The organism is Streptomyces sp. NPDC039480 (assembly GCF_055597165.1).
In genome coordinates, this window is sequence record NZ_JBVITX010000001.1 from 303819 (window position 1) to 326762 (window position 22944).

The window sequence follows — 22944 nt, forward strand, 5'->3', positions numbered from 1 at the left end:
CCATGCGCACGGGTATCTGGCTGGTGGGCGGTCGTGGTTCGGTCGCGGCGAGCACCGTGGCCGGCGCGGCGGGCATCCGCGCCGGAGTCGTCGCCCCGACGGGCGTCGTCAGTGAGCTCGCCGCCTTCCGGGACGTGCCCCTGCCCGCACTCGACGACCTCTTCTTCGGCGGGCACGACCCTGCGACCGTAGGACTCGTCAAGCGCGTCGAACGCCTCGCCGCGGAAGGGGTCCTCCCGCACGATCTGCCCGCGCTGGTCCGCGCGGACCTGGAGGCCGCCGACGCCGAGATCAGACCCGGCCTGACCGACACCGGCCGACCGGCGGGGACGGCGGACGCCGCGGTCGACGCCCTCGCTGCCGACATGACGGACTTCCGCCGCCGGACGGGCGCGGACAGCGTGGTCGTGGTCAACGTCGCCTCCACCGAGCCTCCCGCGCGGCCGCATCCGGCACACGCCTCCTGGGAACTGCTGGCCGCCGCCCTGCACCGCCCCGACGGCTTCGGAGTCCTGCCGGTCGGTTCGCTGTACGCCTGTGCCGCCCTGCGCGCCGACTGCCCGTTCGTGGACTTCACCCCCTCGACGGGCGCCCGCCTTCCCGCGCTCGACGAACTCGCCCGCCTGCGAGGCCTGCCGTACGCGGGCAGCGACGGCAAGACCGGCGAGACTCTGGTGAAGTCCGTCCTCGCCCCGATGTTCGCGCGGCGCGCGCTGAACGTGCGCAGCTGGTCGGGCACCAATCTGCTGGGGGGCGGTGACGGCGCCGCCCTCGCCGAGCCCCGGCGGGCCGCCGCCAAGATCCGGTCGAAGGACCGGCTGCTCCGGGAGCAGCTGGGAGGGCCCGTGCAGGGCGGCGTGCACATTCACGAGGTGGCCGACCTGGGGGAGTGGAAGACGGCTTGGGACCACATCGCCTTCGAGGGCTTCCTCGGCGCCCGCATGACCCTGCAGTTCGTCTGGGAGGGCTGCGATTCCGCCCTTGCCGCGCCGCTCGTCCTGGACCTCGCGCGGTTCATGGCGCTCGCCCACCGGGCCGGCGTCAGCGGACCCGTGCCCGAGCTGGGCTTCTTCTTCAAGGACCCCGTGGCCTCGGACGAGCACGCCCTGGACCGGCAGTTCGACGCTCTCGTCACCTGGGCGCGGAACCCGAGCGGAGCGGGCCGGTGAGCCTGCGTGACCGTCCCGGTGCCTTGGCCCTCAACGCCTGCGTCGAGGAGATCAGCCCGGCAGCCGCCCTGCCGGGCAGTGCGCGGGGGACCGTACGAGTGGACCCTCGACGACGCCGTACGCACCCCGCTGCTCGAGGCACCGGCTCTGCGTACCCCCGAGGGACCTGCCCGCCTGGCCGAGTTGTACCTGCACGGCGACGCGGCCGAGCGGCGGGGCGTGCTGCGGGCACTGCCTGTCCTCGACCGGTCCGGTCGGCTCGGCGCACCGGTATCCCCCTGGACCGGGTGACCGGGATGGCCGACCGCGCCGACGCGGGACTGCTGCGGACGTACGCGGACGAACGCCGCACCGTCGACCGCGAGGTGCCCCCGACGTCGAGGACCTCCTCGCCAACCATGACACCGGGCAGCCCAGGGAGGGAGCGCCGCCGTGCGCATTTTCGATTCCCACATCCACATGACCTCCCGGACCACGGACGGTATTCGCCCGCGGATCGCCGCGACCGAGGTCAAGGAGCTCCTGTTGCGTCTGGCAGGGCTGCCGGACGACTCCACAGTTCGTCCAGCCGCAGCCCCCCGTTGAGCACGGCGCGGTGTGTGGCGGTCAGCGTGGCACCGGGATCGACGCCGAGTTCATCGGCGAGCAACTGCCGGCCCTCGTGGTACACGGCCAGGGCCTCCGCCTGTCGCTCGCACCGGTAGAGCGCGGTCATCCACTGGGCACGCAGCCGTTCGCGCAGCGGGTACCGCGCGACCAGACCGGTGAGTTCGGCGACGAGCTGGAGGTGCTCGCCGAGGGCGAGCTCGGCCTCGAGCCGGCTTTCCAGTGCGGCCATCCTGGCCTCGTCCAGCTGGGGGGTCTCGGCGTCCCGCAGCTGGTCGGTGACCCCGCCGAGCGACGGCCCGCGCCAGAGGCCCAGAGCCGCGCGGAGCAGTTGCGCCGCCCGGTCGGGACAGCCCTCGCGCAGGGCCGTGTGGCCTGAGCGGGACAGCCGGTGGAACTCGGCCGCGTCGAACACGGCGTCCCCGGTGCCGAGACGGTAACCGGCCGGCTCGCGGACGAGCTCGACGGCCGGGCCGAGCCGCTGCCGCAGCCGCGAGACGTACGTGTAGAGCTGGGCGCTCACCGTGGCGGGAGGCCTCTGCCCCCACAAGAGCGTGGTGAGGCGTTCGTCGGCCAGGACGTCTCCCCGGGCCAGCAGCAGCGCGGCGAGCAGGGTCCGCTGCTTGCGCCCCGGGATCGGGACCTCCCGACCGTCGGTACGCACGCGCAGCGGTCCGAGGATGCCGAATTCCACTCTTTCTCCCCCATTGGTCACGCAGGCCGGTGCCGCGGTCGGCGGCCGTGCATTGGCAATCGCTCAGCGTAGGCCGCCCTGTGTCCCGAGAACCCGGGACAGCCGACCCGAGACCGTCCTGGGCGCGGGTCGGGACGGTGGCCCCGGGACTCCGGGACGGGACGGTCCCTACTCTGGGCCCGACGATCCCGCGCAGTGAGAGGCCGCCCATGTCTCAGGACCAGCGCCAGCACACGCCCGGATCGGCCGGTCGCGACGACGATGCCCGGCTGGCCCGGCTCCAGGAGCTGCGTCGCGAGGACGCGAGGCGGGTCCGCCGCGCCAAGCGGCTGCGCACCGGTGCAACGGTCGGGGGCGTCCTGGCGGCGGTGGCCGTCGTCCTCGGCGTGGTCGGCGGCCTGCACGGCCGGCCCGCCTCGGACCCGGCCGGTGCGTCCGGAATTGACCCCGACCGGGTCAACGTCCGTGGCGAGAAGGTGCACAAGGAACTCGAACGCGGCCACGTCAAGGGGGACGTCGACTACCCCAACGACGTGCAGCCGCCTGTAGGCGGTCGGCACGACCCGGAGTGGCAGAACGCCAACGGCGACGTGTACACACGGCCGTTGCGCGAGGAAAATGCCGTGCACGCTCTGGAGCACGGCGCCGTGTGGGTGACGTACTCCCCGGCTCTGCCCCGGTCCGAGGTGGAGAAACTGCGCGCCAAGGTGGCGGGCCTCCCGTACCGGATGATGAGTCCGCTGCCGGACCAGAAGAGCCCCGTACGGCTCACCGCCTGGGGGCATCAGCTGTCCGTGGACTCCGCCGCCGACGCGCGTGTGGACGCCTTCTTCGACGCCTACGTCCAGGGACCGCAGGCACCGGAGCAGGGCGCCCCGGTCACCGGGGGCAAGGCGGCCCCGTGATGCGCCGACCACTCGCGCGCCGCGTCGGCCGTCCGTTCAGCGGTCTGCTGGTGGCGGCCACCGCGATCGCATTGCTGGCGGGGGCGCTGCTGCTGACCGGCCTGTCCGGCACGGCCCCCGCCGAAGCCGAGGCAACGGCCGAGGATTCGGTCGCGGTCGGCTTCAGCCGTGACATGGCCGTCCACCATCAACAGGCGGTCGAAATGTCCTTGTCCGTGCTCCGCAACGGGACGTCTGCCGAGGTGCGCACGCTGGCGTACGACATCGCCAACACTCAGGCCGCCCAGCGAGGCATGATGCTCGGCTGGCTTCAGCTGTGGGGCCGTACCGCTACCACGAGCGGACCGCCCATGCGCTGGATGGACATGCCGCCGACGAGCGCCGAGGACCGCCGCCGAGGGGTGCTGATGCCCGGCATGGCGAGCCGTGCCGACATGGCCGCGCTGGCCGCGGCGCGCGGACATCGGGCGGATGCCCTCTACCTGCGCCTGATGATCGCGCACCACCGGGGTGGAGTGCACATGGCCGAGGCGGTCGTCGCGGACGGTAGCCCCCGGGTCGTGCACCGGATGGCGCGGGAGATGGTGCGGAGCCAGCAGACGGAGATCGATCTGATGAAGTCCCTGGCGAAGGGGCTCGGTGACGCCGAAGACGCGACCGCGCACCGTGGAAGCTGAAGGACGACGAACGTACCTGCATGCGGTTGGCTCGGGCCGCCGACACGGTCCCCGGCGCCCGGGAGCCGTCGGCGTTGCGCTGCCGCACATCGACTGGCCTGCGGAGCTGGGCGCCCGCGGGATGGATGGCAGTGCCGACCTCGGTGAGCGGCCGCCTGAAGCTGCTTGCCGGGAACGTTGGCTGATCTCCTTGTAGGTGTCGACAGCTCGGCCCGACGAGACCACGCCCGTCGGATAGTCGGCTCACGCCGCCCGTGCGCGGTGCCTGCGGACCGCGTCGCGGTTGGCGCACCGCTGGGAGCAGTAGCGCTGCCGCCCGGTGCGTGAGGTGTCGGCGAAGATCGTGGTGCACTCGGCCACGGCGCACCGCCGCAGCCGGTGCATGCCCCGCCCCGCCAGATGCAGCGCGGTGCCGACGGAGATCAGCGAGGACAGCAGGGCGCCGAGCGGCTGCCGGTCCTCCCGGTAGTGCAGGTGCCAGCCGCTGCCCGCGTGGTCGGTCAGCCGCGGGTGGCCGGCGGCCGCCGCCAGCATGGCGTTGACCAGCTCGGCGCGTTCGCCCTCGGTGGTGGCGTCGACGACCTTCTCCCAGGCGTCCAGGGTGTGCTGGGTGCGTGCCAAGTCGTCCGCGTCGGCCGGGCGTTCGAGTGTGAGACCGGCGGCGCGGCAACGGTCCGCGAGCTCCTCCGCGCTGGCCGGACGGGAGTTGGCGAGGTCGGCGGCCAGGATCACGGCGTCCGCGCCGTAAGGGTTGAGGTGCATTCGGCAACTACAGCAAGGGTGATCCGCACATTGCAGCAGGGGGGATCCGCGCATCGCAGCAGGGGGATCCGTACATCGGCCCCGTGTTCGACGGTAATCGGACCCCCGTGCGAGGCGTCATACCAGAGCGGGACGCTGCACCGCTGACTTTGTCAACTGCCCACCGCACGTGATGCGTTGCCGACTACCGTGAGTGGCCGTCGGGCGACGCAGGGATGACGACACAGTGCTGACGTCGCGACCTGCCGACCGGCACGGCGATGCCGCAACCACGCCGCAAAGAGGAGTCGGGCCGACCCCCGGACCCTCGTCGCAACGTACCGAGGACGCAGATGTCTCACCTACGCGCACCGGCCGCCCGCGCAGACCGCCGTGAGGGCGGCCGGCACGGCAGACCCGGCAGCCGGACCGCCGCCGCACTGCCCGAGACGCACATACGCCCGCAGCTCCTGCGGATCGCCGTGCTGCCGGCCGTCGCCGTGGGCCTGGGCGCCTGCGCGGCCGTGCTGTTCACCCTCCGCTCGACCGGCTCCCGGCCGAGTCCCGCCCTGCTCGCCGTCCTCACCGCCGCCGCGCTGGTCGGCCTCGTGGGCATCGCACTCGCGGCCGTCGCCGCGGAGCGCGTCGCCAGGACCGTGCACGACCGCGTCGGCGTGCTGCGCCGCGCCACCGCGCGCAGCCAGACCGAGCTGCGCGGCGTCGTCGAACAGCTGCGCCGCGGCGACCAGCCGCCGACCCCCGGCACGCCGGCGCCCCGCACACCGGGCCGGGCGCGGCCCGCCGGCGACGAGTTCGACCTGCTCGCCGACGAGCTGAACCGCGCCCACGAGGTGGCCGTCGGCGCCGTCGTGCAGGCCGCCCAGCTCTCCAGCCACGCGGGCAGCGAACAGAAGGTCGAGGTCTTCGTCAACCTCGCCCGGCGCCTGCAGTCCCTCGTACACCGTGAGATCTCACTGCTCGACGAGCTGGAGAACGAGGTGGAGGACCCCGAGCTGCTCAAGGGCCTCTTCCACGTCGATCACCTCGCGACCCGCATCCGCCGTCACGCCGAGAACCTCGCCGTGCTCGGCGGCGCCGTGTCGCGCCGCCAGTGGAGCAACCCGGTCTCCATGACCGAGGTGATGCGCTCGGCCATCGCGGAGGTCGAGCAGTACTCGCGCGTCAAACTGGTGCCGCCGATCGACGGCACCCTGCGTGGCCACGCCGTCGCCGACGTCATCCACCTGCTCGCCGAACTTGTCGAGAACGCCACGCTCTTCTCCGCGCCGCACACCCAGGTCCTGCTCCGCGCCAACCTCGTGACCGCCGGGCTCGCCGTGGAGGTCGAGGACCGGGGCCTCGGCATGCCCCTCGCCGAGCAGACCAAGATGAACCGGCTGCTCACCGACCCCGACCAGGTCAACGTCGCGAGCCTGCTGCAGGACGGCCGCATCGGGCTCTACGTGGTCTCCGCGCTCGCCCGCAGGCACGGGGTCGCGGTGCGGCTCCAGACCAACATCTACGGCGGTGTCCAGGCCGTACTGATCCTGCCGCAGGAGCTGTTGGGCGCCGATCAGCAGGCGGTGGAGGTCACCCGGCGCCGACCGGCCGCCGAGGCGGCGTCGCTGGGCGCCGCCGGGAACGTACGAGAAGTCGTACATGACGGCGTCGCACCGGGCGAAGCGCCGGGTGCGACGCCCGCGCCTCGAAACGCGCCCCGAACCGAGCATCGCCCCGCGTCCCGAACCGAGCTCCACACCGAGTCCGGAACTGAGCTCCACACCGCGTCCGGAACCGAGCCTCGCCCCGCGCCCCGGACCGAGCTCGACACCGATTCCCGAACCGAGCATCGCCCCGATTCCCGAACCGAGCATCGCCCCGCGTCCCGAACCGAGCCCCGCACCGAGCCGCGCCCCGCGCCCCGAACCCCGCCCCGCCCCGCGCCCGCCCCCGTCCCGCCCCGCCCCCGCGCCGCGAACGGCGCCCGGCCCGCCCCCCTCCCCGTGCGCGGCGCACGTGAGGACCGGCCGACGCCCGCCGATGCCACGCCCGGCATCCGGCCCGAGGACCGGCAGGCCGCCGCCGAGCACGCGGCGGCACCGCCGACGCCGCGCAACGGCGCCGTGCGCGGCCGCGTCGAACGGCCCAGGCTCCCCAAACGGCGCGCCCAGGAACACATCGCACCCCAGCTGCGGGACTCACCGGCGCCGCGGCCCGACCCCGACCAGGTCGTCGGCCACGACCCGGGCCTGATGGCCGCGTTCCAGCGGGGCATCGGTCTCGCCCAGGCGCAGGACGCGCGTGATCCCACCTCGCGGGAGCGCCCGGCCGACGCCCCGCACGACGGGCCGGGACCCGGCGCCTGACCAGCACCCCGGGCCGGCCCCGTCCCACCGCCCCTGCCCCTCCCCGCAGACCCACGTACGTCCGTACCTCAAGGAGTCGATCCACCATGGCGAGCGACGCGCCGACCGGCCATGTATCCGATCTCGACTGGCTGATGAGCGGCCTCGTGCAGCGCGTGCCGCACACCCACAGCGCTGTCCTGCTCTCCTCCGACGGACTCGTGAAGTCGGTGCACGGCCTCGACCCGGACAGCGCCGACCACATGGCGGCTCTCGCCTCGGGGCTCTACTCCCTCGGGCGCAGCGCGGGCATCCGCTTCGGCGACAGCGGTGACGTCCGCCAGGTCGTCGTGGAACTGGACTCCACGCTCCTGTTCGTCTCCACCGCGGGCTCGGGCACCTGTCTGGCCGTGCTCGCCGGCCGTGACGCCGACGCGGCCGTCCTCGGCTACGAGATGGCGATGCTGGTCAAGAGCGTACGGCCGTATCTGATCACCGCTCCCCGGCAGCCGGCCGGCGAACCCGCGCCGATGAGGCATTGAGGATGGCGGCCCCGCACGACGGGCCCTGGCTCGACGACGCCGCGGGACGGCTCGTCCGTCCCTACACCGTCAGCAACGGACGGACCAGACCGACCAGCCAACTCGACCTGCTCTCCCTGGTGATGGCGACCGGCGCCCTACCGCTCGGCTACCTCGGGCCCGAGCACGCCACGGCCCTCGGCCTGTGCGACGCGCCCACCTCCGTCGCCGAGATCGCGGCGCAGCTGAGGCTGCCCGCGGTCGTGGCCAAAGTGATCCTCTCGGATCTCCTCGACTGCGGGGCCCTCACCCAGAAGGCCCCGGACTTGTACCACAACCCGACTGACCGGTCCCTGTTGGAGGCAGTGCTCGATGGATTACGACGACAGCTCTGACCCCTTCCCCACCGCACTGAAAATCCTGGTCGCGGGTGGTTTCGGGGTCGGCAAGACGACCTTCGTGGGTGCGGTCAGCGAGATCGCGCCGCTGAGCACCGAGGAGCTGCTCACCACGGTCAGCGAGGCCACCGACGACCTGTCCGGCGTGGAGAACAAGACCACGACGACCGTCGCCATGGACTTCGGACGGATCACCCTCGATCCGCAGCACGTGCTGTACCTCTTCGGCACACCCGGACAGGAGCGGTTCTGGTTCATGTGGGACGAACTCTCCGAAGGGGCCCTCGGCGCGGTGGTCCTCGCCGACACCCGGCGCCTGGAGGACTGCTTCGCCGCCGTCGACTTCTTCGAGCAGCGCGGCATGGGGTTCATCGTGGCGATCAACGAGTTCGACGGCGCCCACCGCTACGAACCCGAGGAAGTGCGGTCCGCGATCGACCTCGACCCCCAAGTGCCGGTCGTGCGCTGCGACGCCCGCATCTCCAGCTCCGGCATCCAGACCCTCCTCATCCTCGTCAAACACCTCCTCAACCACGCCCCGGCGGCCAGCCACGGAGCACACACGTGACACACGACCCGACAGGGCGGCTGCTGCTCACCCCGGTCGACACGGAGGCTCCGGCGCGGGTGCGGCGGCTGCGCGGGCTCGGCATCGGGCAGTGCCCCGAACCGGCCTTCGACGTCTTCGCGGACCGGCTCGCCGAGCTGACCGGAGCGCCCTACTCGATGGTCAACTTCATCGACGAGAACGAACAGTTCTTCGCGGGACTGCACACTCCGGAGCGCCCGGCCGGCGCCACCGGCCGCTACATGGCCCGCGATCACGGGTACTGCCCGCACGTCGTGGTGCGCCGCAAGGCCCTCGTCCTGGAGGACGTCCGCGACTACCCGAGGTTCGCGGGCAACCCCGTGGTGGAGGAGATAGGGATCCGCTCCTATCTGGGCGCGCCTCTGATCGACCGTACGGGGATGGCGCTCGGCACGGTCTGCGTCGTGGACGTCGAGCCGCGGCCGTGGGGCAGAGCGGGGCTCGACACGATCAAACGCATGGCCGCGGAGCTGGTCGAGCAGATCCACCGCCGGGAGGAGGGCGGGATCTGAACCGCGGCCGGTCCCGGGACCAGAGGAGCGTCCGGAGGTCAGACGAGCTCCGCCGTATGTGTACGGCCCCGAGAGCCGCTCACCCGCACGGTGACCACGGGCCGAGCCCCCGGCACGACCGTCACCGTGTCATCGGCACGGACCACCTCCCGCACCCCGAAGGGGAGTTCGACGCTCACCGTCGCCCCCGTGCGGCCGGGATCGGCGACGGCCACGGACACGCCTTCGCGCCCGCGTCGCACGAGGACCGTGCAGGGCCCGGACGAAGTGAGGCCGCCGGCCCGGCCGGGACCCCAGAAGTGTGCCGCGAGCAGCCCGTCCCGGCGGGCCTCGACGGCCTGCACGGTCGCGTTGTTGGCCACGACCCGCACGGGCGGCCCCTGCGCCCAGGCGGCCGTCGCGGCCGCACTCGCGCCGGGCAGCAGGACGTAGGCGTACGCGGCGGAGGAGGGGGACACACCGTGGTCGAGCCAGAGAGTCAGATAGCGGCGCCGCACCGGAGAGGCGCTGCCTCCCGTGTCGGCGCCGGTGTTGATGTCCCGCCACGCGCCGACGCGCTCCTCGCGCAGCGCGCGCAGGCCCGGGTCGGCGGCGCGGCCGGGGAAGTCGGGGAAGACGTAGCCGCCGGTGCCGTCCAGGTGCGCCCACCGGGCAGCGCCGAGCCGGGCGGACCAGCCGTCGTGCTCCGGCTGCCGGCGGCCGTCGACGGTCAGCCGCCGCACGGGCCCGTCGGCGTGCAGATTGCGGTTCTCGACGACCGTCTCGATCGTGCGCCCGTCGCTCGCGCCGATGCCCGCGCCGAGCGCGACGCATGCGTTGTCGAGGAAGAACCACGCCTTGCGGGCCCGCATGGTGCTGCCGTCGGCGATCAGTTCCATGGCGGCGGCGCCGTGCCGGGAGCCCAGGGCCGCGCCGCCCGCCACGGCGTTCTTCGGGCGGTACGTGCTCGTGCCGCCGCCCGAGCCGATGTCGGCGCGGGCCCGCGTGTCCACGGTCGTGCCCGGCAGGCGGTACGGATCGACGGTCGCCCAGAACGCGTCGCCGAACTGCCCGAGGTCGGCGCCGTCGTACAGATAGGTCATGCCGTCGCCGGTGTACCAGCCGTGCAGGTTCTCGCCGTTGCCCGCCTCGTACGCGGCGACGCGCTGCGAGGAGAGCGACAGGGTGAGCGCCCAGCCGGGCCGCCGGTGCACCGCCCGGTCCATGCCGGCGAAGACGAAGTGCCCGGTGAGCCGGTCCGCGGCCGGGACCGACCCGTCGTCGAGGACGGCCCTGGCGCGGGCCAGAGCGGGAATGCCCACGAGACCCAGGTACGGAGTGGTTCTGTTGCGGTGGATCCAGCCCTTGGCGAGGGCCCGCCAGCGCCGTGCGTACGCGGTCGGCGCGCCCGTGGCCAGCTGCAGGATGTGCGAGAGCGCCGCCGCCCCGTCGTTGTGGTCCCGCGCCTTCTCCCTGGATATCGCCCGGCCGCGTACCGCGTCCATCATCAGCCCGTCGAAGACCACCGGCGCGAACGTCCGGTCCACCGCCTCGTACAGCACGGACGTCTTCGGGTCGGTGACCGCCCACGGGGAGCCCGCGAGGAGCGCGATCAACTGGCCCGTGGCGCCGAGCAGCACACTGCCGTACGTTCCCGTGTACGCGACGGAGCCGTGCTGCACGAACGACCCGTCCTCGTAGAAGCCGTCCCCCGAAGTGACGTACTGGAAAAGGCTGTTCCTGCCGTTGTCCCGGCGGTCGGAGAGGCCGTCGCGGGCCAGCGCCACCGTGGCGGTGTCCCGGGTGAGCAGGCCGCGCAGGGCCACGATGACGGCCTTGTCGGCGCGGTTGGCGCCGGTCTCGGCGAGCGTCGGGGAGTGGGTGCGGCGGTCCGGGTCCGGGCAGAACTTCGCGACCGTCGCCGTGTACGCGGCCAGGTCGGCGGCGGGCATGCCGGCCCGCAGCAGCACGCACGTGTCCATGAGCGCGCGGGGCGCGCCGATCTCCCAGAACCACCAGTTGCCGGACTCCGGGCGGTCGGGCCGGTAGCCGGTGGAGCGCAGGAAGCGCAGCGCGTCGAGGAGGGTGTCGACGGTCTCCGCGCTGCCGCTGAGGGAGGTGCCGGGGGTGGCCCAGGCCGTCGCGATGGTACGCAGACGGGTGTAGCTCTGGCCGAAGTTGCCGGGCTCCGAGGCGGGGGAGAGGTCGGACCACAGCGCGGCCCGGCCCGCCGACCGGTCCAACTGCCGCCACCAGCCGGACGCCTGGGTGTCCAGGGTTTTCAGGGCCGCGGCGAAGTCCGGGTCCGAGGCGTCGAAGTCACCGCCGGTGAGCTGCGCGGCGGCGCGGGCGAGCAGGGTGTCGTACGCCTCTTCCTCCGCGTCCGCGTCGACGGCTTCGGCTTCGGCTTCGGGTGCGTTCTCGGAGGCCGGTGCGGCCCATGCCGTGCCGCCCGCGACCGGCGGTACGAGGGCGGAGGCGGCGCCCGCGATCAGGAGGGCGCGACGGCGGGGTGTGGAGGAGGAGCAGGAGTCGGGCGTGGGCATGCGAACTCCCAGAGGTGTCGTCGGGGCGTTCCGGGCGAGCCGATTCCGCGACAGCATGTAAGCGGTTGCTATGAGGCGCAAGGGGCTGGGAGCGTTTTCTATGGCCTTTCTTCCCGGTGTCCCTAGGGGAGGGGGCGAAAGCCCAAGAGGACGAGGCTCCATTGCCTTGACGCGAGGAGTAACCGATTACTACCCGGCGACCCACCGCAAGGTCGTCGAAGACCCGGAAGACCTCGATCGGATCCCGCCCCGGAGCTGATCGGCTACTTCGAGCGCGGCCGGACCCGCTGACCCACAGGTCTGAAGGAAAGCTGCGGCGGCGCTTAAGAAATCCTCGATGGACCGGGGCGCCGCCGTAGGGAAGATTCCTGTGTCGTCGGGGGAAGAAGCGACGTACGACGGGAGCCGTGGCCGTGAAGGCGCTGGTCAAGGAGAAGGCAGAGCCGGGTCTCAGCCTCAAGGACGTGCCGGAGCCGGTCATCGGCCACGGCGACGTCCTCATCAAGGTGCTCCGCACCGGGATCTGCGGCACCGACCTGCACATCCGGTCCTGGGACGGCTGGGCGCAGCAGACGATCACCGCGCCGCTGGTGGTCGGGCACGAGTTCGTCGGCGAGGTCGTGGAGACCGGCCGCGATGTCGCCGACATCAAGGCCGGCGACCTGGTCAGCGGCGAGGGCCACCTGGTGTGCGGCAAGTGCCGCAACTGCCTGGCCGGGCGGCGCCACCTGTGCCGCGCCACGGTCGGCCTCGGAGTCGGGCGGGACGGTGCCTTCGCGGAGTACGTCGCGCTGCCCGCGTCGAACGTGTGGGTGCACCGCGTCCCCGTCGACCTGGACGTGGCCGCGATATTCGACCCGTTCGGCAACGCCGTGCACACGGCCCTGTCGTTCCCACTGGTCGGCGAGGACGTACTGATCACCGGGGCCGGCCCGATCGGCCTGATGGCCGCCGCCGTCGCACGCCACGCGGGCGCCCGCAACGTCGTGATCACCGACGTCAGCGAGGAGCGCCTGCAGCTGGCCCGCAAGATCGGCGCGAGCCTCGCGCTGAACGTGGCGGAGTCGACGATCGCCGACGGCCAGCGCGAGCTCGGCCTCCGCGAGGGCTTCGACGTCGGCCTGGAGATGTCCGGCAACCCGCGCGCGATGCGCGACATGGTCGCCAACATGACCCACGGCGGCAAGATCGCCATGCTCGGCCTGCCCGCCGAGGAGTTCGCCGTCGACTGGTCGCGGATCGTCACCTCGATGATCACCATCAAGGGCATCTACGGCCGCGAGATGTTCGAGACCTGGTACGCGATGTCGGTGCTGCTCGAAGGTGGCCTCGACCTGGCCCCCGTCATCACCGGCCGGTACGGCCACCGCGACTTCGAGGCCGCGTTCGACGACGCGGCGAGCGGCCGCGGCGGCAAGGTCATCCTCGACTGGACCACCTGACCCTCACGTGCCGCCCGCCCTTCGCACCGCCCGTCGCACCGCCCTTCGCACCGGCCTCCGCCCCTGAACTCTCCTAAGGAATCCGCATGTTCGACTCCGTACGCGAAGACCTCCAGTCCACCCTCGACGAGATCGTCGCCGCGGGGCTGCACAAGCCCGAGCGCGTCATCGGCACCCCGCAGTCCGCGACGGTCGCGGTCACCGCGGGGGGCCGCCCCGGCGAGGTCCTCAACTTCTGCGCGAACAACTACCTCGGCCTCGCCGACCACCCCGAGGTCGTCGCCGCCGCCCACGAGGCGCTCGACCGCTGGGGCTACGGCATGGCCTCCGTCCGCTTCATCTGCGGTACGCAGGAGGTCCACAAGGAGCTGGAAGCGCGCCTCTCCGCCTTCCTCGGCCAGGAGGACACGATCCTCTACTCCTCCTGCTTCGACGCGAACGGAGGCGTCTTCGAGACGCTGCTCGGCGCGGAGGACGCGGTCATCTCCGACGCGCTCAACCACGCGTCGATCATCGACGGCATCCGCCTCTCCAAGGCCCGCCGATTCCGCTACGCCAACCGCGACATGGCGGACCTGGAGCAGCAGCTGAAAGAGGCGTCCGAGGGCGGTGCGCGCCGGAAGCTGATCGTCACCGACGGCGTCTTCTCCATGGACGGCTACGTGGCCCCGCTCGGGGAGATCTGCGACCTGGCCGACCGGTACGACGCCATGGTCATGGTCGACGACTCGCACGCCGTCGGCTTCGTGGGCCCCGGCGGCCGCGGCACTCCCGAGCTGCACGGCGTCATGGACCGCGTCGACATCATCACGGGTACGTTGGGCAAGGCGCTCGGCGGCGCTTCCGGCGGCTACGTCGCGGCCCGTGCCGAGATCGTCGCCCTGCTGCGCCAGCGCTCGCGCCCGTACCTCTTCTCGAACACCCTCGCCCCGGTCATCGCCGCGGCTTCCCTGAAGGTCCTCGACCTCCTGGAATCGGCGGACGACCTGCGTGAACGCCTCGCCGTGAACACGGCGCTCTTTCGCTCCCGCATGACGGAGGAGGGCTTCGACGTCCTGCCCGGCGACCACGCGATCGCGCCGGTCATGATCGGCGACGCGGCCGTGGCGGCCCGCATGGCCGAACTCCTCCTGGACCGAGGCGTTTACGTAATCGGCTTCTCCTACCCGGTGGTCCCCCAGAACAAGGCCCGAATCCGCGTCCAGCTCTCCGCTGCGCACTCCACGGAGGATGTCGACCGTGCGGTAGCCGCGTTCGTCGCTGCGCGAGCTGAACTGAAGGGGTAGGGACCCCGAGCCTCTAGGGTGCCCCTCCCTTCGGGGGCTCGGAGGACCCGGGGTGTTCCCCCCCGCCGCGGGGGCGCAGGTCCAGGACCCTCTACCGGCCGGTGGAGGGCTGAGCGCGCAGTTCCCCGCGCCCCCAGGGCGCGGGCTCCGCCCCGCCCGGCGAATGCGCCTCCCAGCTGGGGCGAAGCCCCGCTGAGGGGCGCGGGGAACGGCGCGCTCAGCCCCCACCGGCCGGTGGACACCCTTAGGCCTGTGCCCCAGTGGCGGGGGGACCATCCCACCGGGCGGCGGGTGGGATTCCCGGCCGGGGCGAAGCCCCGTTCAGGGGCGCGGGGAACGGCGCGCTCAGCCCCCACCGGCCGGCAGACACCCCTAGGCCTGCGCCCCAGCGGCGGGGGGACCACCCCACCGGCCGACGGGTGGGGGATTCCCGGCGGGGGCGAAGCCCCGCTGAGGGGCGCGGGGAACGGCGCGCTCAGCCTCCACCGGCCGGTGGACACCCCTAGGCAGTGTCTTCAAATGATCACCGCTGGCGGATCATGGTGTTGTGATACGTCGTCATGAACTGTCCGATGCTGAGTGGGAGTTCGTCCGGCCGCTGCTGCCCGAGTCGTTGCGGGGGCGTAAGCGGCTGGATGACCGCAGGGTCCTGAACGGGATCGTGTGGAAGTTCCGGACCGGGACGGCCTGGCGGGACGTGCCCGAGCGTTACGGGCCGTGGGCCACGCTGCATACGCGTTTTCGCAGGTGGGCGGCGGACGGGACGTTCGACCGGATGCTGCGGGCTGCGCAGGCGAAGGCGGACGCGGCGGGAGACATCGAGTGGCTGGTGTCGGTCGATTCCACGGTCGTCCGGGCCCACCAGCATGCGGCCGGAGCTCGAAAAGGGGGCTCTGCGACCCGGCCCTTGGCCGTTCCCGAGGCGGGCTGACCAGCAAGATTCACCTGGCCTGTGACGGCAGGGGCCGTCCGCTCGGCTTCGTCGTCACCGGTGGCAACATCAACGACTGCACCCGGTTCACCGCCGTGATGGAAGCGGTCCGGGTGCCCCGGATCGGACCGGGGCGGCCCCGCACCCGGCCCGATCACGTCCTGGGCGACAAGGGCTACAGCTCGAAGGTGATCCGCACCTGGCTCCGCCGCAAGGGCATACCGCACACGATTCCCGAGCGGGCCGACCAGGTCGGCAACCGGGCCCGGCGAGGCAGCCGTGGAGGCCGCCCGCCGGGCTTCGACCGTGAGGTCTACAAGCACCGCAACGTCGTGGAACGGTGCTTCAACCGCCTCAAGCAGCGGCGCGGTATCGCCACCCGCTACGACAAGACCGCCCGGTCCTACGAAGCAGCCGTCACCTTGGCATCGCTCCTGATGTGGGCGTGACATTTGACGACAGAACCTAGGCCTGCGCCCCAGCGGCGAGGGGAACACCCCACCGGGGCGACGGACGACGCCTCCGCTAGGCGGGCGGGGAACGCGCGCCAAGCCCCCACCGGCCGGTGGCAGCCCCCTCACACCGAGGGGAACACCCCGCACCCCCGACCGGCGAGGGGCGCCCCCCCCAAGAACGGATGAGCCCCCCCGTAGGGGAGAATCGGTGCATGATCGAAGCCCGGCGCCTGCACATCCTCCGTGCCGTGGCCGACCACCGCACGGTCACAGCCGCCGCCGCCGCGCTCTACCTCACCCCCTCCGCCGTCTCCCAGCAGCTCACCGCCCTGGAGCAGGAGACGGGCCACCGCCTGGTCGAGCGTTCCGCGCGCGGCGTACGGCTGACGGCGGCGGGCGAGATCCTGCTCACGCACACCAACGCGGTCCTGGCCCAGCTGGAGCGCGCCGAGGCGGAGCTCGCCGCGTACAGCTCCGGCGAGGCAGGCACCGTCACCGTCGCGGCCTTCGCCACCGGCATCGGCCTGGTCGTCGCCCCCGCCCTGGCCCGCCTCGCCGACTCCGCGCCCGGTATCCGGGTCCGCGTCCAGGACGCGGAGGGCGACGCGAGCCTGCCGATGGTCCTCGACCGGCAGGTGGACGTCGCCGTAGCAGTCGAGTACCGGGGCGCGCCGGGCGCGGACGACCCGCGGCTCACCCGCGTCCCGCTCTACGCCGAACCCTTCGACGCGGTGCTCCCCCTCGGCCACCGCCTCGCGGACGCGGAACGGGTGGCCCTGGCCGAGCTCGCGAAGGACGCGTGGATCGGCCCCTTCGCAGGCAACCCCTGCCACGACGTGGTCGTCCTGGCCTGCGAACAGGCCGGCTTCCAGCCCCTACTGGAGCACTGGTCGGACGACTTCCGGGCGGTGGTGGCCCTCGCGTCGGCCGGCGCGGGAGTCGCCCTCGTACCCCGCTCGGCCCTGCGCGGCATGGACGTGTCGGGGGCGGTGGTGCGCCCGGTGGAGGGCGCGGCCCCCACACGCCGCGTCTTCGCGGCGGTCCGGTGCGGCGCGGAGGACCACCCGCTGATCCGCCCGGTCCTTGACGCCTTGGGCGACGCGGCGGCCTGAGCGCCCCCACGGGGCACGACACACCGTCACGACGTCACACCGCCTCGACGTCACACCGTCTTGACCGAGTTCCCGTCGATCACATAATCCGCCCCGGTGACACCGGCGGCGACCGGCGACCCCAAGTACGCGACGAGCGCGGCGACTTCGGCCGCCTCCGCGAGTCTGCCGGTGACCATCCCCGCGATGTCCGGGAGGCCGTCGAGCAACTGCTCGTGGGGCACGCCCATGGCTGCGGCGAGCTGTGCACCGTACCCGTCGGAGCTCTCCCACATGTCCGTGCGCACAGGGCCGGGCGACACAGTGTTGACCCGTACGCCTCGCGGCCCGAACTCCTCGGCCAGCGCCTTGCCGAACGCGGTGAGCGCCGCCTTGGCGGTGCTGTACGCGATGGGGCCGGCGTGCGGTGTCCGGGCGCTGGTGGAGGAGACGTTGACGATGGCACCGCCGCCGTCGGCGGTGAGGTGGGGCAGCGCGGCCCGCGTGGTGCGTACAGAGGCGAAGAAGTTCAGGTCGAACATGTCGCGCCACTGCTGCTCGGTGCAGGCGAGGAACCCACCCGTCCAGCCCGCGTCCGCGTCACCGCCGCCGACGTTGTTGACGAGGAGGTCGAGCCCGCCGAGTTCGGCCTCGGCACGGGCCACGAGGTGGGCGGGCCCGTCACCTGTGGACAGGTCCACGGCGACGCCGACCGCGCCGGTGGCCTTGAGCTCCGGAGTGAGCGTGCGGGCCGCCGCCACGACCCGCATGCCCTCGTCGAGCAGCGCGGCCACCGTGGCCAGCCCGATCCCACGGCTCGCCCCCGTCACGAGCGCGGACTTGCCATTCAGTCGCAGATCCATGAGTTCCCTGCCATCCGTTCCGTGAGCGCAACATCCTTCTCCAGGCGGAGACGCGCAAGCTCCCCACTGAGTGGGCGCGCGCGTGCCGACGATGCCCACGAACTGATCCGCATGACGGGGCATGGGGGCGTGCCGCGCGTGAGACGTGTGTCCGGGGTATGGACCACAATTGGCACCATCCCATATGCGGGATAGCGTGCCAGATATGGAACACGACGGAGTCGACGCGCGCCTCGCCGCCCGACTGGCCGAGCTGCGTGCCGAACGCGGCTGGTCCCTGGGCGAGTTGGCGGAGCTGAGCGGAATCAGCCGCTCCACCCTGTCCCGTGCCGAGCGCGCGGAGATCAGCCCCACGGCGGCCCTTCTCAACCGCCTGTGTGCCGTCTACGAACGGACCATGTCGCAGCTCCTCAGCGAGGTAGAGGCAGAGCCCGCCCAGCTGGTCCGGGCCGTCGACCAAGCGGTCTGGGCGGACGACGAGGCGGGCTTCATGCGCTGGTCCGTCTCGCCCCCCAGCACAGGAATGCGCGCAGAACTGGTCGAGGGCCGACTGCAGCCGGGCGCCGACATCGCCTACGACCGGCCGCCGGTGCCCGGCCTGGAGCAGCACATCTGGGTGCTCGAAGGCTCCCTGGAAGTGACCTTGCAAGGCGAGGTGCACACCCTGCGCACAGGCGACTGTCTGCGCTTCCGGCTGTGGGGCGCGTCGCGGTTCCGCTGCCGGGGCGAGGAGGCCGTGCGGTACGCACTCGTGGTGGTGAGGCCATGACCGCGACCCGCCCGGTGACGACCGCCGCGTCCCAAACGCACCTCGTACGCCTCGACGCCCCCGCCCTCCTCGACGCCTCCGACGGCCTGGCGGAGCTGCTGTTCGAGACGGTACGGGGCGGTTCCTCGCTCGGTTTCCTCGCGGACCTGGACCGGGCCACCGCCACCACCTGGTGGCGCGGCCTCGCCCCGTCGGTCGCGGACGGCACCCTCGTAGTCTGGGTGGCCCACGCCGAGAGTCACGGCGCCCGGCGCATCGCGGGCACGGTCGGCGTCGCCTTCACCGACAAGCCCAACGGCCGCCACCGCGCCGAGATCACCAAACTGATGGTGCACCCCTCCGCGCGCGGCCAGGGCATCGCCCGCGCCCTCCTGGACGCCGCCGAGAGGGCGGCGGCGGACGCGGGCGTGACGCTTCTCGTCCTGGACACCGAGACCGGCAGCCCCGCCGAGACCGTCTACAGGAAGGTCGGCTGGACGGCGGCAGGGACCATCCCCGACTACGCGGCGGACCCGTCCGGAGCCCTCCACGCGACGACCCTCTTCTACAAGCGGCTCGGCACCGACCGCGTCGCGCGTCAGTAGCGCAGCGCCGCCAGATACGCGTAACTGGTCCGCACGGTGGTGAACGGGCCGACGGGAGAGTCGCGCTCGACATCGTGTACAGCCGCACGCCGCTGCCGCCGGGCGGGAAGCACACCGTACGCACGAGTACGCGTCGGCGGTGCTGCGACTCGGTACGGGGCATGGAGCAACATCGGTCCGCATGACGTCCTGCGCGCGGGGGAGGCTGCTCCGAAGAGAACCAGCGAAGAGAATCAGCCGCACCCCCAGGGAGCCCGCCGCGATGCCCGACCGAGCCGAAGAATCCACCGCCCCCGCCGCATACACCGCGGGTTTGCTGAACGCGGCGGACGGCGTCCCCGTCGCCACGTACACCTGGCTGCCCGCCGACGGCAGGCCACGCGCGTACGTGCAGATCGCGCACGGCGCCGCCGAACACGCCCTGCGCTACGACCGCTTCGCCCGCCATCTGACCGCGCACGGCTACGGCGTGGTCGCCTCCGACCACCGGGGTCACGGCGCCACCGCGCAGGCCACGGGCGGCTACGGAGTGACCTCCGGCGCGGGCCCGGAGGGCGCCGACAGCTGGCGCGCGATCGTCGACGACCTCAAGGCCATCGGCGACCAGGTGCGCACGCTGCACCCCGGCACCCCGTTCTTCCTCCTGGGGCACAGCCTCGGCTCGCTCCTCGCGCGGGACTACGCGCAGGAGTACGCCGACGGGCTCGCCGGAGTGATCCTCTCGGGTACGTTCCGCTCGCTGCCCGGCGCCGAGATCGAGGGCTCGATCGCCCGCCTGGAACGAGAGATCGCCGAACGCGGCCGCGCGGCCCTCTCGTCGTACGTCTCCGACCTCTTCGCCTCGTTCAACGACCCGTACACCCACCGCACCGGCTTCGAGTGGCTCTCGCGGGACGAGGCGGAGGTCGACGCCTACGTGGCCGACGAGCGCTGCGGTTTCGCCTTCTCGGCGGGGCTCTCACTGGACTGGGTACGCGCCGTACGGAAGATCAACGACCCGCGCAACATCGCGCGCGTGCCCACCGATTTGCCGATCCACATCGCGGTCGGCGAGCAGGACCCCTGCAACCAGAGGATGACGCTGGTCCACGAACTCCTGGAGGACTACCGGTACGCGGGCATCGAGGACCTGACGTGGAAGGGCTACCCCGACGCACGCCACGAGATGCTCAACGAGACCAACCGCGACGAAGTCCAGGAGGACCTGACGGCGTGGCTGGACAAGCGGGTCCTCTGAAGGTGACGGCCGAGGGGTGACTGTCAGTGGTGTTGGCTACGGTTTTCGCATGTCAAAGCCGTCGAAGTCGCAGCAGCCAGTGAAGTCGCTGAAGCCGTCGAAGTCCGGATCCCGTGCCCGCGTCACCTCCGAGGACGTGCGCCGCATCGCCCTCGCCCTGCCGGAGACGGTGGAGAAGGTGGCATGGAGCATGCCCACGTTCCGCGTGGCGGGAAAGATGTTCGTGACGGTCCCCGACGACGAGACGTCCTTCGCTGTGCGCTGCCCGAAGGTCGAGCGCGACGAATTGGTCCTCGCCGAGCCGGACAAGTTCTGGGTAGCCGCCCACGAGGCAGGCTCGGCCTGGGTCCGAGTGCGCCTCGCGGCCCTGGACGCCGACGAGCTCAAAGACATCCTGGCCGACTCCTGGCGCCAGGCCGCCCCACCCAGACTCCTCGAGGAACACCCGGAGTTGGGGGTGGCGTTTGCGGGGTGAGTACGTCGGGAGCGCTGCCTGCGTGCCGTGGCAGGGTCTCCCGTCGCCTGCGGGGGGGGGGCACGGTGGTCTAGGCCCGGACGCCCGGACTCACGGCGGGCCGGGTCAGGACAGCCGGAGTCGCGACAGTCGAGGGCCGGCCGGCTGGCAGCCCACAGGCTGGCGCACGGCAGGTCGAGGTCAGGACACCCAGACCGGGGTCGACCGGGAAATCTGGTCGCAGGACTACGGGCAGTCTTCGCGGCCGGCCCGTGCCTGCCGTGGCCAAGCTCGGCGCCACCATGACGCCGGTCGCTCATGGCCGCGACGGCCGTCTGGTTTGCGGCTCTGGTGATCTTCGGCGGGGTCTTCGCCGACCGATTCAGCCCCTGCCTGCTGATGACCGCCGCCGACCTCGCCCGGCCCGGCACCCCTTTTCCTCACGGGACACGTCGTCCTCTGGCAGATCCGCGATCGGCCTGGTCAACGGCGCCGCCGGTGTTCCTGGTCGGCTTCGCGTCCCCAGAGCGATCTTCGCCGCGCACATGGAAACGAACGGACTGAGCACCCGGTGCCTCCTCCTGCTCCGCCTGCCGCCCGCGCGCCCCGGATCGCAGCCGCCAGCAAGGGCTTCCGCGCCCTGGTCCAGGGCTGGCGCGAATTCAGGGCCGGTACCTGGCTGTGGGGCGTCATAGCCGTCTTCAGCTTGCTGATGATCACGACCACGGGTCCGACCGTGCCGCTGGTGGCCACGCTTGTCGTCCAGGAGCACGGGGAACGCCCAACTGGGCGTTCCCCTGATGGCGGCGGGTGCGGCCGTCGCGGGCGCCGGCCTCTCCTTCTGGGGTGTGATGTGGGCGACGAGCGTCCAGACCCAGGTTCCGCCGGACGTCCTCAAGCGCATCCACACCTACGACGTAATGGGCTCTCTCGCCATGCTGCCGGTCGCCGCCAGGACCTCGCGGGCCCGGGGGCGTCCGCCTTCGGCGTGGAGACGGTCCTGATCACTAGTGGGGTGACGACGGTGGTGGGCGCCGCCCTGATGTCCGTTCCGGCGATCCGCAGCTTGGTACGCGCCGACGGTCCCGCACTGATGAGACCGCGCCCGCCTGACCGAACCAGCGAACGAAAGCCCGCGGCCTCTGCCGAGCCCTCGGAGCGCCGGGAGCACCGGGGAGTGTGATCCGGGTCACGCTCCCCCGTACTCCAGCAGCGGCTTCGAGCGTCACTCGCCGTGCGGGGCGGTCCGCACCCAGGAAAGGGGTGAGCGATCACCGGTCGGAGTGCGGTATTGTTTCGGTGCGCGTTCGGCCAGGGGAAACCCCAGGTCACGCGGGCAACGGGACGTGGCGCAGCTTGGTAGCGCACTTGACTGGGGGTCAAGGGGTCGCAGGTTCAAATCCTGTCGTCCCGACTTGCATTTATGCAGGTCAGAGGCTGTATCGAAAGTATTCGATACAGCCTCACGATCGTTTTAGGGAACCGGTTGGGGGGACTAGCCCCTCTCGGTGTCGGCGACGTAGCTGATTGACACCGGTGTGATCGTGCGCGACAACTTCGGACGGACTCCCGAACGCGTCCGACTCCAGGTCGCCCGGCTGACTCCACTGTTGAATTCTGTGGAGTGGCGCCTGCGGCATTCGCTGTCGGCGTCACGTGGATGGCCTGCTGGCAAGCTTCCCTCCGGTCTGTCGGCCCCGTCCCAAGGTGTGATCTTGTGGTGTAGACCTGGGTGCCGCCCGCCCGCCGGGAGTTGGGCAGGGCTGTGTCGTTCATATGCTCTTGGAGCGACAGAGCCCCGTCTCCGCGTAGTGCGGAGGAAGGCTCGTTGCCGCCCGCGCAGTGGAACGGGACAGGTCCACAGGGGCGGGCGCGGCCTCGGGGCGGTCAGACGATGCTGTTCACGGCCAGCGGAGCCAGCCGTTCAAGCAGCTCGTTACGAGAACTCCGTTCGACCTGCTCCAGCTCACGGAGTACAGCGCTGCGGACGCTGGCCCGTGTCGGTGGGAGCAGGTGGTGGAGGAACTCGCGGAATCTCGCTTTTAGGCCGAGCTTGCTCTCGGAGATCTGGGCGAAGCTGCCATAGAAGCCGGTCATGAAACCCGCTATCTGCAGGGGCTCGTCGGCGGTGAGCACGGTTGGTGCCTCGG

21 protein-coding genes, 1 tRNA gene and 2 pseudogenes are annotated in these 22944 nt (G+C 72.0%); 19 read left to right on the plus strand and 5 right to left on the minus strand.

The window, feature by feature from the left end; translation table 11 throughout:
- The first annotated feature begins 2 nt into the window (after positions 1-2).
- Together ACZ56E_RS01345 and ACZ56E_RS01350 are read left to right on the plus strand one after the other, a co-directional pair.
- Complete coding sequence (locus ACZ56E_RS01345; RefSeq protein ID WP_471209578.1) at positions 3-1169, plus strand: inositol-3-phosphate synthase; 1167 nt, start codon at positions 3-5, stop codon at positions 1167-1169.
- 78 nt (positions 1170-1247) lie between these two features.
- A complete protein-coding gene (locus tag ACZ56E_RS01350; protein ID WP_471209580.1) occupies positions 1248-1460 on the plus strand; it encodes a hypothetical protein in 213 nt (70 codons plus the stop codon).
- Positions 1461-1680: 220 nt separating this feature from the next.
- Here the strand turns inward: ACZ56E_RS01350 and ACZ56E_RS01355 are convergent, their stop codons facing one another.
- Positions 1681-2469: an AfsR/SARP family transcriptional regulator gene (locus tag ACZ56E_RS01355; RefSeq protein ID WP_471209583.1), complete on the minus strand. Its 789-nt coding sequence runs from the start codon at positions 2467-2469 to the stop codon at positions 1681-1683.
- Positions 2470-2678: 209 nt separating this feature from the next.
- Between ACZ56E_RS01355 and ACZ56E_RS01360 the strand changes: the two genes are divergently transcribed.
- Both ACZ56E_RS01360 and ACZ56E_RS01365 read left to right on the plus strand, forming a co-directional pair.
- Positions 2679-3374, plus strand: a complete 696-nt coding sequence (locus ACZ56E_RS01360; protein ID WP_471209586.1) for a DUF3105 domain-containing protein — start codon at positions 2679-2681, stop codon at positions 3372-3374.
- Positions 3374-4051: a DUF305 domain-containing protein gene (locus ACZ56E_RS01365; protein WP_471209589.1), complete on the plus strand. Its 678-nt coding sequence runs from the start codon at positions 3374-3376 to the stop codon at positions 4049-4051. Before ACZ56E_RS01360 ends, ACZ56E_RS01365 begins: the two co-directional genes overlap by 1 nt.
- 243 nt (positions 4052-4294) lie before the next feature.
- Here ACZ56E_RS01365 and ACZ56E_RS01370 read toward each other — a convergent pair whose 3' ends face one another.
- On the minus strand, positions 4295-4813 hold the full coding sequence (locus ACZ56E_RS01370) for a CGNR zinc finger domain-containing protein (RefSeq protein WP_471209591.1): 519 nt from the start codon (positions 4811-4813) through the stop codon (positions 4295-4297).
- Positions 4814-5145: 332 nt separating this feature from the next.
- Between ACZ56E_RS01370 and ACZ56E_RS01375 the strand changes: the two genes are divergently transcribed.
- From ACZ56E_RS01375 to ACZ56E_RS01395, 5 genes are all read left to right on the plus strand, one after another.
- Entirely contained in the window at positions 5146-7158 is a 2013-nt protein-coding gene (locus ACZ56E_RS01375; RefSeq protein WP_471209594.1) for a sensor histidine kinase, read from the plus strand.
- Between the two features lie 86 nt (positions 7159-7244).
- Entirely contained in the window at positions 7245-7679 is a 435-nt protein-coding gene (locus ACZ56E_RS01380) for a roadblock/LC7 domain-containing protein (protein ID WP_468603815.1), read from the plus strand.
- A 2-nt stretch (positions 7680-7681) separates the two neighbouring features.
- Positions 7682-8053: a DUF742 domain-containing protein gene (locus tag ACZ56E_RS01385; RefSeq protein WP_398299176.1), complete on the plus strand. Its 372-nt coding sequence runs from the start codon at positions 7682-7684 to the stop codon at positions 8051-8053.
- The gene (locus tag ACZ56E_RS01390) at positions 8031-8624 is read left to right on the plus strand and encodes a GTP-binding protein (protein ID WP_362998458.1); all 594 of its coding nucleotides are present in this window, start codon (positions 8031-8033) and stop codon (positions 8622-8624) included. The genes ACZ56E_RS01385 and ACZ56E_RS01390 overlap by 23 nt, the downstream gene beginning before the upstream one ends.
- Entirely contained in the window at positions 8621-9157 is a 537-nt protein-coding gene (locus ACZ56E_RS01395) for a GAF domain-containing protein (protein WP_468603818.1), read from the plus strand. Before ACZ56E_RS01390 ends, ACZ56E_RS01395 begins: the two co-directional genes overlap by 4 nt.
- A gap of 38 nt (positions 9158-9195) precedes the next feature.
- Here the strand turns inward: ACZ56E_RS01395 and ACZ56E_RS01400 are convergent, their stop codons facing one another.
- On the minus strand, positions 9196-11682 hold the full coding sequence (locus ACZ56E_RS01400; protein WP_471209599.1) for a polysaccharide lyase 8 family protein: 2487 nt from the start codon (positions 11680-11682) through the stop codon (positions 9196-9198).
- 413 nt (positions 11683-12095) lie between these two features.
- On the opposite strand from ACZ56E_RS01400, the gene tdh reads away from it, so the two are divergent.
- From tdh to ACZ56E_RS01420, 4 genes and pseudogenes are all read left to right on the plus strand, one after another.
- On the plus strand, positions 12096-13124 hold the full coding sequence (tdh, locus tag ACZ56E_RS01405; RefSeq protein ID WP_471211472.1) for an L-threonine 3-dehydrogenase: 1029 nt from the start codon (positions 12096-12098) through the stop codon (positions 13122-13124).
- A gap of 86 nt (positions 13125-13210) precedes the next feature.
- Complete coding sequence (locus ACZ56E_RS01410) at positions 13211-14410, plus strand: glycine C-acetyltransferase (protein ID WP_471209602.1); 1200 nt, start codon at positions 13211-13213, stop codon at positions 14408-14410.
- Positions 14411-14960: 550 nt separating this feature from the next.
- Positions 14961-15790 (plus strand): annotated as a pseudogene (locus ACZ56E_RS01415) (IS5 family transposase).
- Positions 15791-16008: 218 nt separating this feature from the next.
- The gene (locus ACZ56E_RS01420; protein WP_471209605.1) at positions 16009-16908 is read left to right on the plus strand and encodes a LysR family transcriptional regulator; all 900 of its coding nucleotides are present in this window, start codon (positions 16009-16011) and stop codon (positions 16906-16908) included.
- A gap of 50 nt (positions 16909-16958) precedes the next feature.
- Here ACZ56E_RS01420 and ACZ56E_RS01425 read toward each other — a convergent pair whose 3' ends face one another.
- Positions 16959-17750: an oxidoreductase gene (locus ACZ56E_RS01425; protein ID WP_471209608.1), complete on the minus strand. Its 792-nt coding sequence runs from the start codon at positions 17748-17750 to the stop codon at positions 16959-16961.
- A gap of 205 nt (positions 17751-17955) precedes the next feature.
- Here ACZ56E_RS01425 and ACZ56E_RS01430 point away from each other — a divergent pair, with 205 nt between their 5' ends.
- From ACZ56E_RS01430 to ACZ56E_RS01455, 6 genes and pseudogenes are all read left to right on the plus strand, one after another.
- On the plus strand, positions 17956-18519 hold the full coding sequence (locus ACZ56E_RS01430; protein WP_471209611.1) for a helix-turn-helix domain-containing protein: 564 nt from the start codon (positions 17956-17958) through the stop codon (positions 18517-18519).
- Positions 18516-19103 (plus strand): GNAT family N-acetyltransferase, encoded by a 588-nt coding sequence (locus tag ACZ56E_RS01435; RefSeq protein ID WP_471209614.1) that lies wholly within the window; start codon positions 18516-18518, stop codon positions 19101-19103. The genes ACZ56E_RS01430 and ACZ56E_RS01435 overlap by 4 nt, the downstream gene beginning before the upstream one ends.
- A 262-nt stretch (positions 19104-19365) precedes the next feature.
- Positions 19366-20340 carry an alpha/beta fold hydrolase gene (locus ACZ56E_RS01440; protein WP_471209617.1) on the plus strand — a complete coding sequence of 325 codons (975 nt, stop codon included), beginning with the start codon at positions 19366-19368 and terminating at the stop codon, positions 20338-20340.
- 49 nt (positions 20341-20389) lie between these two features.
- Positions 20390-20815: an MmcQ/YjbR family DNA-binding protein gene (locus ACZ56E_RS01445; RefSeq protein ID WP_471209620.1), complete on the plus strand. Its 426-nt coding sequence runs from the start codon at positions 20390-20392 to the stop codon at positions 20813-20815.
- A 297-nt stretch (positions 20816-21112) separates the two neighbouring features.
- Positions 21113-21977 (plus strand): annotated as a pseudogene (locus tag ACZ56E_RS01450) (MFS transporter); the annotation flags it as partial.
- 157 nt (positions 21978-22134) lie between these two features.
- A tRNA-Pro gene (locus ACZ56E_RS01455) sits at positions 22135-22208 on the plus strand.
- A gap of 473 nt (positions 22209-22681) precedes the next feature.
- On the opposite strand, the gene ACZ56E_RS01460 is transcribed toward ACZ56E_RS01455, so the two are convergent.
- The gene (locus ACZ56E_RS01460) at positions 22682-22930 is read right to left on the minus strand and encodes a hypothetical protein (protein WP_471209622.1); all 249 of its coding nucleotides are present in this window, start codon (positions 22928-22930) and stop codon (positions 22682-22684) included.
- Positions 22931-22944: the final 14 nt, after the last annotated feature.